Source organism: Arhodomonas sp. KWT2, assembly GCF_041949875.1.
GTDB lineage: Bacteria > Pseudomonadota > Gammaproteobacteria > Nitrococcales > Nitrococcaceae > Arhodomonas > Arhodomonas aquaeolei.
On sequence record NZ_JBHFPQ010000051.1, the window covers coordinates 190,759 to 207,034 of the forward strand.

General features: G+C 71.4%; 13 protein-coding genes. 6 read left to right on the forward strand and 7 right to left on the reverse strand.

Features of this window, described 5'->3' with window-relative positions:
• The first annotated feature begins 27 nt into the window (after positions 1 to 27).
• Genes nirD through cobA form a run of 3 tightly spaced genes read left to right on the forward strand, consistent with a single transcriptional unit; the run spans position 28 to position 3,628 of the window.
• On the forward strand, positions 28 to 369 hold the full coding sequence (gene nirD / locus ACEZHJ_RS16290; RefSeq protein WP_163143031.1) for a nitrite reductase small subunit NirD: 342 nt from the start codon (positions 28 to 30) through the stop codon (positions 367 to 369).
• On the forward strand, positions 366 to 2,837 hold the full coding sequence (locus tag ACEZHJ_RS16295) for a molybdopterin oxidoreductase family protein (RefSeq protein ID WP_375036711.1): 2,472 nt from the start codon (positions 366 to 368) through the stop codon (positions 2,835 to 2,837). Before nirD ends, ACEZHJ_RS16295 begins: the two co-directional genes overlap by 4 nt.
• 11 nt (positions 2,838 to 2,848) lie before the next feature.
• Positions 2,849 to 3,628, forward strand: a complete 780-nt coding sequence (gene cobA / locus ACEZHJ_RS16300; RefSeq protein WP_240466332.1) for a uroporphyrinogen-III C-methyltransferase — start codon at positions 2,849 to 2,851, stop codon at positions 3,626 to 3,628.
• Positions 3,629 to 3,633: 5 nt separating this feature from the next.
• Here the strand turns inward: cobA and ACEZHJ_RS16305 are convergent, their stop codons facing one another.
• From ACEZHJ_RS16305 to ACEZHJ_RS16325, 5 genes are all read right to left on the reverse strand, one after another.
• Complete coding sequence (locus tag ACEZHJ_RS16305) at positions 3,634 to 4,521, reverse strand: EamA family transporter (RefSeq protein ID WP_259199893.1); 888 nt, start codon at positions 4,519 to 4,521, stop codon at positions 3,634 to 3,636.
• A gap of 3 nt (positions 4,522 to 4,524) precedes the next feature.
• A complete protein-coding gene (bioB, locus tag ACEZHJ_RS16310) occupies positions 4,525 to 5,523 on the reverse strand; it encodes a biotin synthase BioB (protein WP_259199894.1) in 999 nt (332 codons plus the stop codon).
• 480 nt (positions 5,524 to 6,003) lie between these two features.
• Positions 6,004 to 6,366, reverse strand: coding sequence for a DUF779 domain-containing protein (locus ACEZHJ_RS16315; RefSeq protein WP_163143284.1), 363 nt, complete (start codon positions 6,364 to 6,366; stop codon positions 6,004 to 6,006).
• On the reverse strand, positions 6,363 to 7,388 hold the full coding sequence (adhP, locus tag ACEZHJ_RS16320) for an alcohol dehydrogenase AdhP (RefSeq protein WP_163143438.1): 1,026 nt from the start codon (positions 7,386 to 7,388) through the stop codon (positions 6,363 to 6,365). The genes ACEZHJ_RS16315 and adhP overlap by 4 nt, the downstream gene beginning before the upstream one ends.
• 35 nt (positions 7,389 to 7,423) lie before the next feature.
• On the reverse strand, positions 7,424 to 8,944 hold the full coding sequence (locus ACEZHJ_RS16325; RefSeq protein WP_259199901.1) for an aldehyde dehydrogenase family protein: 1,521 nt from the start codon (positions 8,942 to 8,944) through the stop codon (positions 7,424 to 7,426).
• 223 nt (positions 8,945 to 9,167) lie between these two features.
• On the opposite strand from ACEZHJ_RS16325, the gene ACEZHJ_RS16330 reads away from it, so the two are divergent.
• Together ACEZHJ_RS16330 and ACEZHJ_RS16335 are read left to right on the forward strand one after the other, a co-directional pair.
• Entirely contained in the window at positions 9,168 to 11,033 is a 1,866-nt protein-coding gene (locus ACEZHJ_RS16330; protein ID WP_375036712.1) for a sigma-54-dependent Fis family transcriptional regulator, read from the forward strand.
• A gap of 71 nt (positions 11,034 to 11,104) precedes the next feature.
• Entirely contained in the window at positions 11,105 to 11,857 is a 753-nt protein-coding gene (locus ACEZHJ_RS16335) for a 16S rRNA (uracil(1498)-N(3))-methyltransferase (RefSeq protein ID WP_163140410.1), read from the forward strand.
• On the opposite strand, the gene ACEZHJ_RS16340 is transcribed toward ACEZHJ_RS16335, so the two are convergent.
• The gene (locus ACEZHJ_RS16340; RefSeq protein ID WP_163140408.1) at positions 11,854 to 13,806 is read right to left on the reverse strand and encodes a hypothetical protein; all 1,953 of its coding nucleotides are present in this window, start codon (positions 13,804 to 13,806) and stop codon (positions 11,854 to 11,856) included. The two genes, ACEZHJ_RS16335 and ACEZHJ_RS16340, sit on opposite strands and share 4 nt — an antisense overlap.
• Before the next feature lie 240 nt (positions 13,807 to 14,046).
• Positions 14,047 to 14,754, reverse strand: coding sequence for a FadR/GntR family transcriptional regulator (locus ACEZHJ_RS16345; RefSeq protein WP_018716491.1), 708 nt, complete (start codon positions 14,752 to 14,754; stop codon positions 14,047 to 14,049).
• Positions 14,755 to 14,973: 219 nt separating this feature from the next.
• Here ACEZHJ_RS16345 and ACEZHJ_RS16350 point away from each other — a divergent pair, with 219 nt between their 5' ends.
• Positions 14,974 to 16,203 carry an ABC transporter substrate-binding protein gene (locus ACEZHJ_RS16350; RefSeq protein ID WP_163140406.1) on the forward strand — a complete coding sequence of 410 codons (1,230 nt, stop codon included), beginning with the start codon at positions 14,974 to 14,976 and terminating at the stop codon, positions 16,201 to 16,203.
• Positions 16,204 to 16,276: the final 73 nt, after the last annotated feature.

The window sequence follows — 16,276 nt, forward strand, 5'->3', positions numbered from 1 at the left end:
CGCCCGTACCACAGAGGAGACACGAGCATGTCAGCAGCCGTCGATACCGGCGAGTGGGTCGCGATCGGCCCCCTAGACGCCATTCCCCGCCGCGGGGCCCGCACGGTGGAGACGCCCGACGGCCCGGTGGCGGTATTCCGCACCGCCGACGACGCCGTCTTCGCCGTCGCCGACCACTGTCCGCACCAGGGCGGGCCGCTGTCCCAGGGCATCGTCTCCGGCGCGGCGGTCTACTGCCCGCTGCACGACTGGTGCATCGAGCTCGCCACCGGCCGGGCCCGGGCGCCGGACGAGGGCAGCACGCCCCGCTACCCGGTGACCGTGGAGGGCGGCACCATCCACCTGCGGCTGACCCCGGAGGCGTCATGAGCACGGCGGTCCGCACCACCTGCCCCTACTGCGGGGTCGGCTGCGGCGTGATCGCCGAGCCCGGCCCGCGGGGCGTGCACGTGCGCGGCGACCCGGACCATCCGGCCAACCACGGCCGCCTCTGCGCCAAGGGCGCGAACCTGGGCGAGACCGTGGGCGACGGGGGCCGGCTGCGCCACCCGGAGATCCGCGGTCGCCGGGTGAGCTGGTTCCGCGCCCTGGACGAGGTCGCCGACGGATTCCGCCGGGTGATCGACACCCACGGCCCGGAGGCGGTGGCGATCTACGCCTCCGGCCAGCTCCTCACCGAGGACTACTACCTCGCCAACAAGCTCATGAAGGGCTATATCGGCACGGCCAACATCGACACCAACTCGCGGCTGTGCATGTCCTCCGCGGTGGCCGCCCATGAACGCGCCTTCGGCGAGGACGTGGTGCCCGGCGACTACACGGACCTGGACCAGGCCGACCTCGCCGTGCTCGTCGGCAGCAACGCCGCCTGGTGCCACCCGGTGCTCTACCGCCGCCTGCGCGACGCGCGCGAGGCCGACCCGCAGCGGCGCATGGTGGTCATCGACCCGCGGACGACCGCAACGGCGCGGGAGGCCGACCTGCACCTGGCCATCCGCCCGGGCACGGACGCGTGGCTGTTCAACGGCCTGCTCGCCCACCTTGCGCGCACCGGCGCAATCGACCGCGACTGGGTCGAGGCCCATACCGGGGGACTGGACGCCGCCGTCGCCGCCGCCCGGCGCAGCGCGCCGGACACCACCGAGGTGGCCCGGGCCTGCGGGCTGGTGGAGGCGGACGTCGCCCGGTTCTTCGACTGGTTCGCCGCCACGCCACGCACGCTGACCCTGTTCTCCCAGGGGGTGAACCAGTCCAGCAGCGGCACCGACAAGGCCGGCGCCATCCTCAACTGCCACCTCGCCACCGGCCGCGTGGGCCGTCCCGGGGCCGGCCCGTTCTCGCTCACCGGTCAGCCCAACGCCATGGGCGGGCGCGAGGTCGGCGGGCTCGCGAGCACCCTGGCGGGGCACCGCGGCTTCGACGCCGCGGCCGCGGTGCAGGCGTTCTGGGGCAGCCCCGCCATCGCCGGCGAACCGGGACTCAAGGCCGTGGATCTGTTCGAGGCGATTCACGCCGGGCGGGTGCGTGCGGTATGGATCATGGCCACCAACCCGGCAGTGAGCCTGCCGGATACCGAGCGCGTGCGCGAGGCACTGCACCGCTGCGAGCTGGTGGTGGTCTCGGACATGACCCGCGAGACCGACACCGCGGCCTGGGCGGACGTCCTCCTGCCCGCCGCCGCCTGGGGCGAGAAGGACGGCACGGTAACCAACTCCGAGCGCCGCATCTCCCGCCAGCGCCCCTTCCGCGACGCCCCGGGCGAGGCACGGCCGGACTGGTGGATGATCGCCGCGGTCGCCCGGCGCATGGGCTACACCGGCTTCGACTACGCGGGCCCCCACGAGATCTTCGACGAGCATGCGCGGCTCTCCGCCCTCGACGGCGCGCCGCGTGCGTTCGACATCGGCGGCCTCGCCGGCCTGGACCGTGCCGGCTACGACGCCCTCGCCCCCCGACAGTGGCCGCTGCCCGCCGCCGGCGGTGCCGAACACCCGCGCCTGTTCGCCGACGGGGGCTTCCCCACCGCCGACGGCCGGGCCCGCCTGCAGGCCGTCGAGCCCCGGGCGCCGGCCCACGCGACGGACGCCGACTACCCGCTAAGCCTCAACTCCGGGCGGGTGCGCGATCACTGGCACACCCTCACCCGCTCCGCCCGTGCACCCCGCCTGTGTGGCCACACGCCGGAACCGCGGCTGGCGGTGAGTCCCGCCGACGCGGCCGCGCTCGGCCTCGCCACCGGCGGTCTGGCCCGGGTGGAGAGCGCCTGGGGCACCACCGTGGTGCGCGTGGAGATCACCCCGGAGCAGGCACCGGGGGCCGTGTTTCTGCCCATGCACTGGAGCGAGCAGTTCGCCAGCGGCGGCCGCGCCGGGGCCCTGGTCAACCCGGCGGTGTGTCCCCGCTCCGGGGAACCGGAGTTCAAGCACACACCGGTGCGCGTCACCGCCCTGGCCACGGCCTGGCAGGGCGTCGCCGTCGCCCGCGGGCGCCTGGACGTCACCGCCCTGGACTGCTGGACCCGCGTGCCCGGCCGGGGACACGAGCGCTACGAGCTCGCCCACGGCGAGGTCCCGGCGGACTGGCATGCCTGGGCGCGGACACTGCTCGACGACGGCACCGACGGTGACTGGCTGGAATACGCCGATCCCCGCGCCGGGCGTTACCGCGCGGCGCTGATCGGCAGCGACGGCAGCCTGCACGCCTGCGTCTACGCGACCCCCGACGAGGAGGGGCTGCCCGAGCGCTACTGGCTGACCAACCTGTTCGAGGCCGGTCCCCTGGACGGCACCGCGCGCTTCGCCGTGCTCGCCGGCCGGCCCTCTGCGGTGACCGGCTGATGGAGGCGACCATGACCCCGTATCGACCCGTCCCGGAGGGCGGCTGCGTCTCGCTGGTGGGCTGCGGACCCGGCGACCCGGACCTGCTCACGATCCGTGCGGCCCGGACCCTTGCCGCCGCCGACGTGATCGTCCACGACCGCCTCATCGACCACCGCATCCTGGCGATGGCCCCGGAACATGCCCGGGTGATCGACGCCGGCAAACGCTGCGCCCGCCACACCCTGGCGCAGCCGGCGATCTGCGCACTGCTCGTCGAGCACGCCCGGGCCGGGCGCCACGTGGTGCGCCTCAAGGGCGGCGATCCGTTCGTGTTCGGCCGCGGCGGCGAGGAGCTGGCGGCGTGCCGGGCCGCTGGGGTGCCCTGCGAGGTGGTGCCGGGCGTGACCGCCGCCCTGGGCTGCGCCGCGGCGACGGGCATCCCGCTGACCCAGCGGGGACGGGCGTCGGCGGTCACGTTCATCACCGGCCACGGCCGCGACGGCGACCTGCCGGCCCAGGACTGGCGGGCACTGGCCGGACCGGGACGCACCCTGGTCTGCTACATGGCCACCCGCCAGTGGCCGCGTCTGCGCCGGGCGCTGCTCGACGCCGGGCTGGGACGGGGGCTGCCGGTGGCGGTAATCCACGGCGGCACCCGCGCCGACCAGTCGGTGTATCGCACGACCCTCGCCGACGGCCTGCCGCCCGTGCGCGACGAGCGCCCGGCGCTGGTGATCGTCGGCGAGGTCGCCGCGGAGGCCGCCTGTGACGTGCCGTTGCCACCGGCGGTGGCGGCGGCGCTGCCTTGACGCGCCTACTCGCCGGCGGCGGGCACCGCGGCGGCGGTCGCGCCGCGCGGTCGCAGCAGGTGATTCACCCACAGCGCGAGCCCCATCAGCGCCCCGCCCAGGGCCAGACGCCCGAGGTCCGCATCGCGGTTCCAGATGAGCACATTCACGAGCAGACCCGCCGGGATCAGGGCGTTGTTCATCACCGCGAGGCTGCCCGCGTCGGTGAGCGCCGCGCCCTTGTTCCAGAGGAAATACCCCAGCCCCGAGGCCACCAGCCCCAGCCACAGGAGCACGCCCCACTGCACCGGGGTCGTCGGCAGCGACGAGGCATCGCCGAAGATCAGGAACGCCGGCACGCCCACGCACAGCGCGCCCACGTAGAACCACCCGAACGCCTGGAGCTGCGGGACGGCGGCCTCGACCTCGCCGGCGATGCGGCGGTAGGCGATCTGGCCGGCGGCGAAGCACAGGTTCGCGCCCTGGACCACCAGGAAGCCCGCCCAGATATCGCTCGACACGCCCTGGTAGCGGATCACCGCGGCACCCGCCACGGCGAGCGCCGCACCGGCCAGCGCGCCGGGATTGACCCGGCCCTTGAGGGCGTCATCGAGCAGCGAGATGTACAGCGGCGTGAAGATGGTGAACAGCAGCACCTCGGGGACGCTGAGCAGCAGGAACGACTGGTAGAAGAACACGTACATGGCCCCGAGCTGCACCGCCCCGACGCCCATCAGCGCAAGGACGAGCCGCCCCGGCAGCCGTCCCGGGCGCAGCATCGGCGCAAACACCAGCGTTGCCAGGCCGATGCGTACGAGCACCGCGAAGTAGCTGTCCACCTGGCCGGCGAGATAGACCCCGATCAGCGAGAAGGAGAAGGCCCAGACGACGGTCACGAACACCAGGTACGCCATCGCTCAACCCTCCCCGCCGGCCAGGGCCGGTTCGCGCTGCGGAGCCTCCGCCTCCAGCCCCAGCCGGGCCAGCAGGGCGCGGTCCGCGGTCTCGTCCGGGTTCTCCGCGGTGAGCAGGACGTCACCGAAGAACAGCGAGTTCGCCCCGGCGAGCACGCACAGCGCCTGCACGGCGTCACTCATCTGCGTCCGCCCCGCCGACAGCCGCACCCGGGCCCGTGGCATGAGGATGCGCGCCACGGCGATGGTGCGCACGATGGCCAGCTCGTCCGGGGGCCCGGCCTCCGCCATGGGCGTACCCGGCACCGGGATGAGCTGGTTGATGGGCACGCTCTCCGGGTGGGCGGGCAGGTTCGCGAGGGTGCGCAGCAGCTCCGCGCGGTCCGTCTCGCCCTCACCCAGGCCGACGATCCCACCGCAGCATACCCGCAGCCCGGCATCGCGGACGTGCGCCAGGGTGCTGAGACGCTCGTCGTAGCGGCGGGTGGTGATGATCTCCGGGTAGTATTCGGGGGAGGTGTCGAGGTTGTGGTTGTAGTAGTCCAGCCCGGCATCGGCGAGCTCGCGGGCCTGCCCGTCGCTGAGCAGCCCCGCCGAGAGGCACACCTCCAGGCCCTGCTCGCGCACCGCGGCGATCATCTCGCGCAGCCGCGGCATGTCCCGGGCCTTCGGCCCGCGCCAGGCCGCGCCCAGGCACAGCCGCGCCACGCCGGCCTCGCGAGCGCGGCGTGCCGCCTCGCGCACCGACGCCACCGGCATCAGCGCATGGGGCTCGACGTCGGTCTGGAAACGCACGCTCTGCGGGCAGTAGGCGCAGTCCTCCGGGCAGGCGCCGGTCTTCACGGACACCAGCGAGGCGAGCTCCACCTGGGCGGGATCGAAGTACCGGCGGTGCACCTGCTGCGCGGCGAACAGCAGCTCCGTGAACGGTGCGTCGAACAGGGCCCGGACCTCGTCGGCGGACCAGTCGTGACGGATGTCACCGGTGGCGGGTACGGACATGGCAGTCGGCCTTCTTCTTCATGGATGGGCCGGGCCATTGTGCACGGACTGTAAACCTTTATTCAACTTTTAAGGTTTACGGTGCACGCGATCACAAAAGGCCTACCGCAAGGTAGCGGGCAACCCGGTCACGGACCGATGCCTCCGCTCGGTGCGTCAGGCACACGCCCTCTCCGGCAGGAGCCGATGACCCCTTTACCGGTTGAACCGGGCACCTGATTTACGGGTAGCGTTGCACCGACACGGACTTGCGGCACAGCTCGGGTAGGTCGGCCGCTCTGGGCAGCCGACTTCCCCCCTCCGGTACGTCGGCATCGGGACGTTGGCTGCCAGGAGCAGCCAACCTGCCCGAGGCGGTACGACAACGCCCGGGATCCAGCCATACCCCGGGATGCCGCACACGGCCTGCGACCGTAAACAAACCGCCGGCAAGGTGCGGTGCCTCTGAAAAAGGGCCCCGATGGGGCCCGTCCAACAGATCTACGTCCGGTCCGGCTCGCCGGTGACCTGCGAGCGCACGATGAAGCGCACGCCCTCCGGGGCCTCCAGCGAGAAGCCGCTGCCCCGGCCCGGAACGACATCCAGCACCAGGTGGGTGTGACACCACAGCGCGTACTGGCTGCCGCCGATGTAGAACGGCTCGCCGTGGACATCACCGAGATGGACGTCGCGCTCGCCGACGCGGAACTCGTCACGGGGGTAGCACATGGGCGCGCTGCCGTCGCAGCAGCCCCCGGACTGGTGGAACAGCAGCGGTCCGTGTCGGGTCCGCAACCGCTCGATCAGCTCGGCGGCCCCGGGGGTGACCGACACCCCCGGGGCCTGTTCGCCCGTCCCGCTCATGCCAGGTCCAGGACCACGCGCCCGTCGATATGGCCCTCGCGCATGCGGTCGAGCACGGCGTTGATCTCCTCCAGCGGTGCGGTGCTGACCGTGGCCTTCACCGCCCCCTCGCCAGCGAACCGGAGGGCCTCCTGGAGGTCCAGTCGGGTGCCGACGATGGAGCCACGCACGGTGATGCCGTTGAGGACCACGTCGAAGATCGGCAGCGGGAAGTCCCCCGGCGGCAGGCCGTTGAGGGCCACCGTGCCGCCGCGGCGCACCGCCCCAAGCACCTGCGAGAAGGCCTTGGGCGAGACCGCCGTGACCAGCGCGCCGTGGGCCCCGCCCACCGCGGAGTGGATGCGCTCACCGGGATCCTCCTCAGCGGCGTTGACGGTCAGCTCCGCCCCCAGGCGCTCGGCGAGCGCGAGCTTCTCGGGGGAGACGTCGATGGCGGCCACGTGCAGCCCCATGGCCCGGGCGTACTGCACCGCCACGTGGCCGAGCCCGCCGATGCCGGAGATGGCCACCCAGTCGCCGGGGCGCGTCTCGGTGACCTTGAGGCCCTTGTAGACCGTCACGCCGGCGCAGAGGATGGGGGCGATCTCCGCGAAGCCGACCTTGTCCGGCAGCACGCCGACGTAGTCCGGGTCCGCGATCACGTACTCGCCGTAGCCGCCCTGCACCGAATAGCCGGTGTTCTGCTGGGATTCGCACAGGGTCTCCCAGCCGCCGATGCAGTGCTCGCAGCGCCCGCAGGCGTTGTAGAGCCAGGGCACGCCCACCCGGTCGCCCTCGCGCAGGTGGGTCACACCGCGACCGACGCCGGAGACGTAACCCACACCCTCGTGACCGGGGATCAGCGGCAGGATCGGCTTGACCGGCCAGTCCCCCTCGGCGGCGTGCAGGTCCGTGTGGCAGACCCCGGAGGCCTGGATGCGGACCTGGACCTCTCCGGGACCGGGCTCGGGCACCGGTACCTCGTCGATCTCCAGCGGCCGGCCGAACTCGCGGACCACCGCGGCCTTCATCGTCTTGCTCATGGCTTCTTCTCCTCCTCCGTGTGGTTCCCCGCCACTCAGAACAATCCCATCGGGGCGGGGTCATAGCTGACCAGCAGGTTCTTGGTCTGCTGGTAGTGATCGAGCATCATCCGGTGGTTCTCCCGCCCGATGCCGGACTGCTTGTAGCCGCCGAACGCGGCGTGGGCGGGGTAGAGGTGGTAGCAGTTGGTCCACACCCGGCCGGCCTCGATACCACGGCCCATGGCGTAGGCGGTGTTCATGGTGCGGGTCCACACACCGGCGCCCAGGCCGTAGAGGGTGTCGTTGGCGATCTTCAGGGCGTCGTCCATGCCGTCGAAGCCGGTCACCGACACCACCGGCCCGAAGATCTCCTCCTGGAAAATGCGCATGGCGTTGTCGCCCTCGAAGACCGTGGGCTGCACGTAGAAGCCGCCGGCGAGATCGCCGGACATCTCCGCCGGACCGCCGCCGGCGAGCACCCGCGCGCCCTCCTGGCGGCCCAGGTCCACGTACGCGAGGATCTTCTCGTACTGGTCGCGGGAGGCCTGGGCGCCGACCATGGTGTCGGTGTCCAGCGGGTTGCCCAGGCGCAGGGCCGCGGTGCGCTCCAGCGCGGCCTCCATGAAGTCGTCGTAGAAACGCCGCTGCACCAGCGCCCGCGACGGGCAGGTGCAGACCTCGCCCTGGTTGAGGGCGAACATGGCGAAGCCCTCGAGGCTCTTGTCGCGGAAGGCGTCGTCCTCGGCGAAGCAGTCCGCGAAGAACACGTTGGGCGACTTGCCGCCGAGCTCCAGTGTGACCGGGATCAGGTTCTCCGAGGCGTACTGCATGATCAGCCGGCCGGTGGTCGTCTCGCCGGTGAACGCCGCCTTGGCGATGCGCGGGCTCGCCGCCAGCGGCTTGCCCGCCTCCACGCCGAAGCCGTTGACCACGTTGACCGTGCCGGCCGGCAGCAGATCGGCGATCAGCTCCATGAGCACCAGGATGCTCGCCGGCGTCTGCTCGGCGGGCTTGAGGACCACACAGTTGCCCGCCGCCAGCGCCGGCGCAAGCTTCCAGATGGCCATCAGCAGCGGGAAGTTCCAGGGGATGATCTGGCCGACCACGCCCAGGGGCTCGTGGAAATGATAGGCGACGGTGTTGCCGTCGATCTCGCTGATCCCGCCCTCCTGGGCCCGGATGGCGCCGGCGAAGTAGCGGAAGTGGTCGATGGCCAGGGGCAGGTCGGCGGCCAGGGCCTCGCGCACGGGCTTGCCGTTATCCCAGGTCTCGGCGACCGCCAGCGTCTCGAGGTTCTCCTCCATACGATCGGCGATGCGGTTGAGCACCAGCGCCCGCTCGGCCACCGGGGTGTCGGCCCATCCCCGGCGCGCGGCGTGGGCGGCATCCAGGGCGCGCTCGACATCGGCCGGACCGGAGCGCGCCACCTCGCAGAAGACCTCGCCGGTCACGGGGGTGGGGTTCTCGAAGTAGGCCCCTTCGACGGGCGGCACCCACTCGCCGCCTATGAAGTTCTCGTAACGGCTTCGGAAGTGTACGCGGGCACCGTCTGTTCCGGGCTTGGCGTAAAGCATCGGCTCTCCTCCTGGTTGTCGTTGAAAGGCCGTCCTCAGGGCGGCACCGCCATGGAGAGCAACGGACGTGCCAGTCCGGTCGCGCCCGGCCCGGGCCTTGCGCCGCGGGGGCTGGCGTAGCACGCTCATGGGCGGAGGGTGCTCCACGGGTGTCGCGGGCGGGACAGGTGCCACGGGACACCCGTTGCAGAATGCGACACCCCCGGACGGAGGAGAGATACCAATGGCGGCGGATCATGCGAACGACTCCGCCTCGCTGCGCGAGGCAAGGCGGCGTTTCTTCGAGGGTGGCGACGCCGGCGCCGCACCGGTACTGGCGGAGACGGTAACCCGGTCCTGGCACCGGTGCCGTCTCGACGGCCTGGTGACCGACGCCCGCCCGCCGGGGGCGTGCTACTCGGAGAGCGAGCTGCGCGAGCGGCACGCGGGCAACCGCCGGCTCATAGAGGCGGCCCTCCCCGAGCTCGAGACCATCCACCGGCAGATCGCCCGGACCAACAGCGCCGTGATCCTCGCCGACGCGGAGGGCGTGCTGCTCCACCGCTACGGCGACCCCGGCTTCGACCGCCGGGCACAACGCGTGGCGCTCAGCCCGGGCGCCTGCTGGCTGGAATCGGAGAGGGGCACCAACGCCATCGGGACCGCCCTCGCCGAGGCCCGGGCGGTATCCGTCCATGGCCCCGAACACTTCCTGGACTGCAACAGCTTCCTGACCTGCGCGGCCGCGCCGATACGTGCGCCGGACGGACGCACCATCGGGCTGTTCGACGTCTCCGGTGATCAGCCGACACGCCAGCTCCATGCCCTCGGGCTGGTGCGCATGGCAGCGCTCATGGTGGAGAACCGCCTGCTCGAGACCGAGTTCGACGACGCCGTGTACGTGCACTTCCACCCGCGGCGGGAGTTCCTCGGGACCCTCGGCGAGGGGATCGCCGCGTTCGGCCCCGACGGCGCCCTGCTCGCGGCCAACGCCAGCGCCCTCGGCCACCTCGGCACCGCGGCCGGCGGGTTCAATGGCCTTTTCGACGCGGAGCTGGGCAACGCGGTGGCCCGGGCGAGCCACGGCACGACACTGCTGACCACCCGCTCCGGGCTGCAGGTCCACGCGCGCGTGAGTGTCCGCGGCGAGCGCGACCAGCCCGGCCGGACCGTGGTGCCGGGTACCGGTGCCGCAGCAGACACGCCCGCGCTGCATCACGGCGACGACGCCGTCGCCGCCTGCGAGGCGCGTGCCCTGCGGGTTCACGCCCGGGGCATTCCGGTACTCGTCGAGGGCGAGACCGGGACGGGCAAGGAGTACCTCGCCCACCGTATCCACCACCAGGGGCCGAGGGCGGGCGGACCTCTGGTGGTGGTCAACTGCGCCGCGATACCCGATGGGCTGATCGAGTCGGAGCTATTCGGGTATGCCCCCGGGGCATTCACCGGCGCCCGTCGCGAGGGCGCCCGGGGCCGGGTGCACGAGGCGGACGGCGGGACCCTGTTCCTCGACGAGATCGGCGAGATGCCCCAGGCATTGCAGACCCGGCTTCTCCGCGTGCTTCAGGAGCAACGTGTCGTGCCGGTGGGCGGCGGCCACGAGGAATCGGTGGATTTCGCCCTGATCGCGGCCACGAACCGGGACCTCGCACAGTGCGTGGCCGACGGTACATTCCGCGCGGACCTCTACTACCGCCTCAACGGCCTGCGTGTGCGCCTGCCGCCGCTGCGCGAGCGCGCCGACCTCGAGGCCCTGATCCGGCACATGCTGACCACGGAGAACGTCGCCACGGAACCGGAGCCGGAGTTCATGCAGGCGCTGCGCGAACATCACTGGCCGGGCAACCTGCGCGAGCTGCACAACGTCCTGCGCACCGCGGCGGCCCTGGCGGAGCCCGGAAGGCCGCTGCGCCGGTACGACCTCCCGGACGACCTCGCGACGCCGTCGACCGGGGAGGACACCGTCTCGTCCGGCCTGCGCGCCCGCGACGAGTCGATGATGCGCGCCGCCGTGCAGGCCCACGACGGCAACGTCGCCGCCGCGGCCCGCAGCCTCGGGATCAGCCGGAGCACCCTTTACCGCCGACTCGGCCGCCACCCGGGGCGTTGACCCCGGCGGGGCCGGCAGTACCATCGTCGCGAGTAATCCGGCCCCGTTCACCACATCAGCGATCCGAGACCATGTCGCGCAGCGAGACCCGAATCCACCTCCCCGGCCCCCTGAGCGCCGGCACCACCATCAACGCGCCCGACGAGACGGTGCGCCACCTCCGCGCCCGCCGGCTGCGTGCCGGCGACGCCCTGACGGTGTTCGACGGCAAAGGCGGCGAATACGCCGCCCGTGTCGACACCCTGGAGCGGCGCGATGCACGGCTGACCCTGACGGAGCACCGCCTGCGCGAGAGCGAGCCGCCGCGCCCGTTCCTGCTTCTGCAGGGCGTCGCCAAGGGGGACCGCATGGACTTCGCGGTGCAGAAGGGCGTGGAGCTGGGCATGACGCGCATGATCCCGGTCATCACCGCACGCTCGACGGTCCGCCTCGGCGACGAGCGCGCCGCGCGCCGCCGCGCCCACTGGGAACGGGTCGCGATCAGCGCCTGCGAACAGTGCGGCCGCAACCGTATCCCCCGGATCGACACCCCCTGCACCCTGGAAACCGCCTGGTCGATGACGGCGGACCATTCCGGCGTTGTGCTCGACCCCGACGGCGGCACGAGCATTTCCAACCTGCCGGCCCCGGATGGCGGCATCGCCCTGCTCGTGGGGCCCGAGGGCGGACTCAGTAACGGTGAGGTGGAAGAGGCCGCCGGACAAGGCTTCGCACGCCTCGCGCTCGGCCCCCGCATCCTGCGCGCCGAGACCGCCGGCATCGCCGCGCTGACACTGCTGCAGGCCCGCTTCGGCGACCTCGCGCAGGGAGACCGGACCTTCTAGTTCTCCGGGAAGGCGGTCCAGCCTGCGGTCCAGTCCGCGCCGTCCCCCGGTGCCACCGCGCCGATGTAGGTGGTGGACTCGTCCCAGAACTCCGACTGCGGCGGTGCCACGCCGGCACCGGCAGCCGGGCTGGTGCCGAGCGGGGCGTACCGCGGGGCGGTCACGCTGAACGCCCGGGGCGACAGACGCGGCTCGGCGCCCAGCGTGGTGGCCGGCGCGGTTTCGAGGAAATCCCGCTCGACGAAGCCGCCGTCGTCGTCGGCCTCGCCGGTCTCCGGCTGGAAGGCGGCCGCGACGGGCATGGCGATCATGGTGTGGTCGAAGCTCAGGTCGCCGGAACCCGCCAGCGAGGCGCTCGTCCCGCCCTGGACGTCGACGGCCTCCAGCGGGAACCCGGCCACGAGCAGGTTGTGGAAGTGGGCACCGGTACCGCGGCGCAGGGTCATGCCCCGCTGGCGGCCCTGCGCCTGCCCGGGGCCGAGCAGGGTGACGTTGTAGAGCGTCGGCCCGGAGCGCGGCCGCGCATCCGGCGAGCCCTTGAGGTTGTCCGCCTCGATCCCGTTATCGCCCCTTCCGGGATACTGCTGCACGATGACGTTCTGGACCCGGCCCTGCCAGCCCATGTCCCAGTCAAGGCCGTCGTCGCCGGGCCCGGTGATGAGGGTCTGGGCGAGATCCGTCGTCCCGCCGAAGAACTCGATGCCGTCGTCCAGCCCGCGGTGGATCTGGAGGTGGCGGAGGATGGTGTTCCGGCCGCAGCCGCCGACGGTCAGGCCGTTGAGCTCGTTGTTGGCGAAGACCTCGTGACCGGCGAACTCGATGCGCACGTACTCCATGACCCCGCAGGAGTGCGCCGGGTCGTCCCCGCCGAAGGCCCCACGGGGATCGTCGGCCGGGATACCCTCCACGTGGGCGCCGTCGACGTTCACCGGCGCGCCCCCGAGCAGGACCACACCGCCCCAGTCGCCGGAACGGCGTTCGCCCGGCGGCTGCGCGCTCGTGAAGACGATGGGCCGGTCGGGGCGGCCGCTGGCCTGGATGTCCGCCCCGCGGGTGATCACCAGCGCGGCACCGAACGCGCCCTCTATCGTGGTGCCCGGCTCGATGGTCAGGGTGGCGCCGTCCTCCACGAAGACGGTATCCATCAGCCGGTAGGTCGTACCGGTGCTCCAGGTCGTGTCCGCGGTGATCGGCTCATCCAGGCGGACCGCACCGCCGTTGCCGGCGCCGGAAAGCCCGGCCACCGCCGCGACGGCACCGGCCACGACGAGACCGGCGAGCAACACCCCGGCGACGATACCCCACTGCCCGCGACGGCCGCCGCGCTCATCCACGGTGCCGCCCTCGCCCTCCGGCGGCGCCAGCTCAGCCATCACGGCCTCGGCATGGGCCACGGAAAGCCGGCCGCGCCGGATGTAGGTGGCGTAAACGCGCAGCCGGCCCCTCTCATCGAGCTCGCCATCGGCCTGCAGCCGGCAGACGTTGGCGTACAGCTCGTCACGCCAGTTCAGCGGTGCGACCCCGGCTCGCCCGCGGGTATCGCGTTCGATCGCGCTGGTGGTATCGGCGTCCAGGTGGCCGCGGCGCGCGAGGCGGTCCAGCCCCTCGCGGTCATCCAGCGAGAGCAGCTCGGCGCGGGCCAGCGCCGCCGCCACGGCCTCGGCGTATTCCTCGACCGGCCCACGCCTGCCCCCGGCCCCGCTGTCAGCGGAAGGCGGAAAAGACGCACCGCCGGGCGGGGCCTCGCCGTCCTCCGGGAGAGAGCGCTCCAAACGCCCCGCGAGATCGCACAGCGCGGGATCACCGCTGTCCCGTCCCTCGCGCAGGACGTGCCGGAGATAGTTGCCATCCTGAACCAGACGGAGATAGGAAAGCGACTCTCCCGTGGCCGCCCGGTAGGCCGTGACGAAGGCCCAAAGCGTCGACTGGGTATGCTGACTCTCGCCCACGTGAATCCGTCCCTGCATTCCGGTCCCGTTTATGGTGGAGACGGAATGTGACACGACAATTGCCGTGCGAACGGCCTCTCACTCGGCAGCGACGGGCTCGGCGGGAGAGCCGATAGCGGATGACGTCGTCAACCGCCCATCATCGCTCAGTTCCGGCCCCGTTGCCGCTGCGTCCTCGATAGCGTAGCGATGGAGAGGGCATATGGCCGCTGCCCGGTTAACCGCCATCTCAAGGGTCAGTCAGCTCGTCGAGAACTTCGTGCCGGTGCGGTCCGCGGCACGCAACAGGTGATGGTGGACCATGTGCTCGGCGAGCAGGGGGTCGCCGCTGTCGATCGCATCGATGAGCATCTCGTGCTCCGCCACGGCCTCGGGCAGACGAGCGAGTGCGTACAGGGGCAGCGTCTGGCTCTCCAGTACCAGCGGCTGGTAGCGCGCCAGCACGTCCCGCATGATGGCGTTGCCAGCGATACCGGCGATGCCCATGTGGAACTCGTAGTCGTGCTGCGCGGCATCGCTGAGCCGACGTGTCTCCATGCAGGCGTTCAGTCGCGCGTTTGCCTCCCGCAACGCACGAATGTCCCCCGCCGTGGCCCGCCTGGCGGCGAGGCGGGCCGTCTGCGCCTCCAGGGCGAAACGAAGCTGGTAGACCTCGACGTAGGAAAAGCCCTGCCCGCCCTGTTCTCCCTGTGCGCTCCCGGCCGACAGTGTCCCGTGCCGGAATGTCGTGTCACCGACGTAGACCCCGCGTCCGGGCTGGACGTCCACCACCCCCATGAAGGAGAGCGTGGCAAACGCCTCGCGAAGGGAGTTCCGGCTGACGCCGAGCTCATGCGCCAGCTCGCGCTGGGAGGGCATCCGATCCCCGGCGGCCAGCCCCTCGCTGACGATGTACTGCTGGATACGCCAGGCCGTCGTGTGGGTGACCGGTTTTCCTTCCGTCGCCATGACTACGCACCTTTTTCGCTCAGGGGCATCACCGCGGTGCACGCGCACGCACCAAAAGTCACCCGACAACAGCCCACTATGCACCAACAAGTTACTTTTCTACCCAGTTTCTGGATTTTCAGTAATTTTTATTGACGCTTCAAGCCCGCTCTGCTTCTTTTAACTTGTGTGGAAGGACCGGTCCTACCACAACCGGTTAACTGGCTTCTGGAGGCCATCATGTTCAAATTCAAGCACCTCGGTATGGGCGCTGCGCTGGCGGGCGCCGCCCTCGCACTGACGGGCACCGCCGCCGCGCAGGACAGCGGGCCTGTAAAGATTGGCGCCATCTTTTCTCAATCCCCGCCCGGATCCGTGGTTCAGGGAACCCAGGTGAAGGCCGGCCTGGAGATCGCCCGGGATATGCTCAATGACCAGGGAGGCATCCTCGGCCGCAAGGTCGAGCTGGTGATGGAGGACGGCCAGGGATTGCCCGAGAAGGGGCGTTCCGCCGCCGAGAAGCTCATCACCAGGGACGGCGTGGTCGCGATCACCGGTGAGCACCAGAGCTCGAACGTGCTTGCCGAGATCGAGGTCGCCAAGCGCTACAACATCCCCTACGTCAACACCAACGGCTGGTCCGACGCGATCCGCGAGAAGGGCTACCGGCAGGTCTTCAACCCCGCCAACTACAACACCCGGGTCTCCCAGGCCATGGCCTCCGTGCTCGCGGACATGGACGTCGACTCGGTGGTGACGTTCGCCGAGAACACCGACTACGGCATCGGCCAGGCGGAGCTGCTGGGCAAGTATCTCGCCGAGAAGGCACCGGACATCGATTTCCGCTACGAGACGCTGGACCGCCAGTCGAAGGACTTCATGCCCGCCGTGCTGCCGCTCAAGGCGAATCCGCCGGACGTGGTCGTGAACATCCTCCTGCCGCCGGCCGCCTACATCCTGATGAACCAGCTCTACGAGCAGGGCGTCGCCCCGAGCGCGACCACCTGGCTGTACGACGGCGCGGGCCTGGCGGACTATCCGGACTTCTGGGACAACGTCGGCGAGGCCGGCCGTACCCTGCTGGAGTTCGGCCTCTATCATCCGGCCATGTCGATGCCGCCGCTGGGCGAGAAGGTCAGCGAGGCGTACACCGAGCGTTACGGCAAGGAGCCGAACCGGCTCATCTTCCAGGCGGCCGACAGCCTGTTCCTGCTCGCCGAGGCGATGAACCGCGCCGGCACGACGGACGCCGACCCGGTCATCGAGACCCTCCAGGGCATCGAGTACACCGGCACTCGGGGCACCATCACCTTCTCCGACGAGCCCGGCTACAGCTTCCAGCAGTGGCTGGAGGTCCCCTTCGTGACCTACCAGCTCACGGAAACGGGTCAGCCGGTCAGCGAGGCCCCGCTGGTGCAGAAGGCCGGGCAGTCGCTGGACCCCGACCTGCTGGTCCGCCCGGGCGACTGATCCGGGCGAATCGTGTCGCACCCGCTGCGCCAGACCCGCTCCCGCCGGTATGGCGCAGCGCCTTCAACCCTGC

Bases quoted from the DNA above. Each gene is read 5' to 3' on its own strand.
- nirD (WP_163143031.1), top strand. From the start codon at position 28: ATGTCAGCAGCCGTCGATACCGGCGAGTGGGTCGCGATCGGCCCCCTA.
- ACEZHJ_RS16295 (WP_375036711.1), top strand. From the start codon at position 366: ATGAGCACGGCGGTCCGCACCACCTGCCCCTACTGCGGGGTCGGCTGC.
- cobA (WP_240466332.1), top strand. From the start codon at position 2,849: ATGACCCCGTATCGACCCGTCCCGGAGGGCGGCTGCGTCTCGCTGGTG.
- ACEZHJ_RS16305 (WP_259199893.1), bottom strand. From the start codon at position 4,521: ATGGCGTACCTGGTGTTCGTGACCGTCGTCTGGGCCTTCTCCTTCTCG.
- bioB (WP_259199894.1), bottom strand. From the start codon at position 5,523: ATGTCCGTACCCGCCACCGGTGACATCCGTCACGACTGGTCCGCCGAC.
- ACEZHJ_RS16315 (WP_163143284.1), bottom strand. From the start codon at position 6,366: ATGAGCGGGACGGGCGAACAGGCCCCGGGGGTGTCGGTCACCCCCGGG.
- adhP (WP_163143438.1), bottom strand. From the start codon at position 7,388: ATGAGCAAGACGATGAAGGCCGCGGTGGTCCGCGAGTTCGGCCGGCCG.
- ACEZHJ_RS16325 (WP_259199901.1), bottom strand. From the start codon at position 8,944: ATGCTTTACGCCAAGCCCGGAACAGACGGTGCCCGCGTACACTTCCGA.
- ACEZHJ_RS16330 (WP_375036712.1), top strand. From the start codon at position 9,168: ATGGCGGCGGATCATGCGAACGACTCCGCCTCGCTGCGCGAGGCAAGG.
- ACEZHJ_RS16335 (WP_163140410.1), top strand. From the start codon at position 11,105: ATGTCGCGCAGCGAGACCCGAATCCACCTCCCCGGCCCCCTGAGCGCC.
- ACEZHJ_RS16345 (WP_018716491.1), bottom strand. From the start codon at position 14,754: ATGGCGACGGAAGGAAAACCGGTCACCCACACGACGGCCTGGCGTATC.
- ACEZHJ_RS16350 (WP_163140406.1), top strand. From the start codon at position 14,974: ATGTTCAAATTCAAGCACCTCGGTATGGGCGCTGCGCTGGCGGGCGCC.